Origin of the sequence: Phenylobacterium sp. (assembly GCF_036821595.1) — a bacterium.
Lineage (GTDB): Bacteria > Pseudomonadota > Alphaproteobacteria > Caulobacterales > Caulobacteraceae > Phenylobacterium.
Genome location: NZ_DAISJG010000151.1, coordinates 1 through 2,694, shown reverse-complemented (window position 1 = coordinate 2,694; position 2,694 = coordinate 1). Strand labels below are relative to the sequence as shown.

Below are 2,694 nucleotides of genomic sequence, written 5' to 3'. Positions count from 1 at the left end.
CCAGGCGATGTCGCGCTGGATCTCCACCACCTCCCAGCCCTGCGAGGTCTGCAGCATGTCGAGCTCGATCTCGGAGCCGTCGGGGAGCGTGCCCTCCACGTCGTAGTAGCGGCGGCCGTCGCGCTCCTTCAGCTCGGCCTCGGAGATGGTCATCTGCGGCATGGCCTTCTTCACCGCCGCGGCGACATCGGCGGGGACCGTGTCGGCGAGGGCGGGGCCGGCAAGGGCGGTCAGCGCGAGGGCGAGGGGGAGGAGCCGCATCGGTGTCTCTCCAGCTTGAATGACACCGGTATCATAGCCGTTGCGGCGGCTGGCTCAATCGCCGCCGCGGGCCTGCTTGCGGGGATCGGCCTTCTCGGCGGGCGCGAGGCGCATGACCTCGGCCTGGTACTTCTCATCCTCGCCGAGCGCCAGCAGGGGGGCGGCGTCGGCGCAGGCCTCGAGCAGCGGCTCGACCCACTTCATCTCCACCTTGTGGAAGTCGGAGAGGACGTGGCCCTGGACCAGTTCCTTCTGGCCGGGGTGGCCGGTGCCCAGCCGGGCGCGGCGGAAGTCGGGGCCGACCTGGGCGGTCACCGAGCGGATGCCGTTGTTGCCCGCCGCCCCGCCGCCGGTCTTCATCCGGAAGCGGCCGGGGGCGAGGTCGATCTCGTCGTAGAAGACCACCAGGTCGGCGGGCTTCAGCTTGAAGAACTTCAGCGCCTCGCCGACCGCGCGGCCGCTCTCGTTGTAATAGGTCTGGGGCTTGAGGATCAGGGCGCGGACCGGCCCCTCGGGAGTGTCGATCGCGCCTTCCTGCGCCAGGCTCTGGAAACGAGAACGCGCCGGTGAGAACCCCCACCGGCGCGCGATCTCGTCAACGGCCATGAAGCCGATGTTGTGGCGGTTCTTCGCGTAGGCCTGGCCCGGATTTCCCAGGCCCGCGATGAGCAGCATCCGGCCCCCGCCTGCGAACCTCTAGGAGGACTAGTCCTCGCCGCCTTCCGACGCTTCCGGAGCCGCGGCTTCCTCGCCGCCTTCCGCCGCTTCCTCGGTCACTTCCGCCATGGCGCCGGCCACGGTGGCGACCACGGTGTCGCCGTCGACGGCGGCCTCGGCCTTGCCGGGGATCGTCAGGTCGGAGACGCGGACGGTGGCGCCGATGTCGAGGCCGGTCAGGTCGAACACGATCTCTTCCGGGATCTCGTCGGCGGCGCAGGACACGGTCAGGGCGTGCAGGGCGATGTTCAGGGTGCCGCCGCGCTTCAGGCCCGGCGCCTCGTCCTGGTTGGTGAAGTGCACCGGCACTTCGATCTTGATCTGCTGGTGCGCATCGACCCGGTAGAGGTCGAAGTGCACGGGCTCGTCGGTGACCGGGTGCATGTCCACCGCCTTGGCGATGACCGGCTGGGTCTCCTTGCCGTACTTCAGCGTCACCAGGTGACCCAGAAGCTTGCCGGTGTAGAGCGCCTTGCGGAACTCGTTAGACTTCACGGCGATGGCCACCGGGTCCTTGTCGCCGCCGTACAGCACGCCGGGGACCATGCCCGAGCGACGGGCTTCACGCGCGCCGCCGGTGCCGGTCCGCTCGCGCACTTCAACGTTCAGGATGATCTCGGCCATAGCCTTGCCTCAAAACGAAAGCCGCCGCGCGAGGCCCGCGCGGCGACGGAAATCCGTGACCTAGGGGTCAATAGGGTGCGCGTAGATACACAAAAGCCCCGCCCCATGCAACGGGGGCGGGGCCCTTGTTTCGTCGCCGGTTTCAGCGCGTGCGGGTGGTCGTCCCGACGCTGCGTTCGGCGGAGACGGGCGCGGCCTGGGCGGTCGCGGCGACGTTGATGATGCGGCCGTCGGCCGGCTCGGGCAGGCCCGCGCCCTTGATCAGGCACTTGCCGGTGTCGATCAGCACGTGCTGGCCGAGGCAGAAGACGTCCTCGTAGTGCGGCTTGGACACCGCCAGGCACTGGTAGAGGTTGAGCTTGGACATGTTCAGGCACGACGCCGAGGTGGGGTCGGCGAGCAGCGGCATGACCTGCTGCAGGCTGGCGTCGTCGCCGTAGCCGAGATTGGCCAGGGCGGCCACGGCCATGGCCCGGATCACCACCGGCGTGTAGGGCGGGGCCGCGGTCTCGGCGGTCAGCCCCAGCGGGGCCGCGCCGAGCGCAGCCGACTGCAGGCGGCTGGTCTCGGCCATGTCGCCCATCACGGGCGTGGCGGAGACCTGCTTGGCGTAGGCGAGGCGAGCGACGCGGTCGGCGACCTCGGCCTTCGACCAGGACGAGCGCTGCACGTCGTAGGCGGCCTGCTTCACCAGCCGACCCTGCTCCAGGAGCTTCTGGCCGTCGCCGCCGAGGGCGGCGATCACATGGCCCGCGGCGCTGGCCGAGCCCTGCAGGCCGATGACGTAGGCCGGATCCTTCATGATCTCGTAGGCGATCTGGCGGCGCTGCTCGGCGGTCCCGGCATAGGTGCGGACGCCGGCCACGAAGGCCTGGTCCTGCATGGCGGCCACGGCGCCGTAGGCGATGGCGCCGCGCACCATCTGCTGCGGCTCGTAGGCGGCGCCCGCGCGCACGCCCTCGGCGACCGAGGCGCCGTTCGTGAACAGCGGCGAGATCGACTGGGCGCGGGTGACGTAGGCGCGGTAGGCGGCGGCCTGCTCGATCACCTTGGGCGACAGGGCCGCGGCCGGCGGCGGGGGCGGCGCGGCGG

Annotated in this window: 3 protein-coding genes and 1 pseudogene; all 4 read right to left on the bottom strand. The window is 70.7% G+C overall.

The window, feature by feature from the left end; all coding sequences use genetic code 11:
* A pseudogene (locus tag V7Z97_RS20025) lies at window positions 1–261 on the bottom strand (hypothetical protein); the annotation flags it as partial.
* Between the two features lie 54 nt (window positions 262–315).
* Window positions 316–936, bottom strand: a complete 621-nt coding sequence (gene pth, locus V7Z97_RS20020; protein WP_334165334.1) for an aminoacyl-tRNA hydrolase — start codon at window positions 934–936, stop codon at window positions 316–318.
* A gap of 30 nt (window positions 937–966) precedes the next feature.
* Entirely contained in the window at window positions 967–1,602 is a 636-nt protein-coding gene (locus tag V7Z97_RS20015; protein WP_334165332.1) for a 50S ribosomal protein L25/general stress protein Ctc, read from the bottom strand.
* Window positions 1,603–1,744: 142 nt separating this feature from the next.
* On the bottom strand, window positions 1,745–2,694 hold a 950-nt coding region (locus tag V7Z97_RS20010), incomplete at its 5' end, for a hypothetical protein (protein WP_334165330.1).

What these genes read in the sequence shown, in the direction of transcription:
- pth (WP_334165334.1), bottom strand. Translation starts at nt 936, where the DNA reads ATGCTGCTCATCGCGGGCCTGGGAAATCCGGGCCAGGCCTACGCGAAG.
- V7Z97_RS20015 (WP_334165332.1), bottom strand. Translation starts at nt 1,602, where the DNA reads ATGGCCGAGATCATCCTGAACGTTGAAGTGCGCGAGCGGACCGGCACC.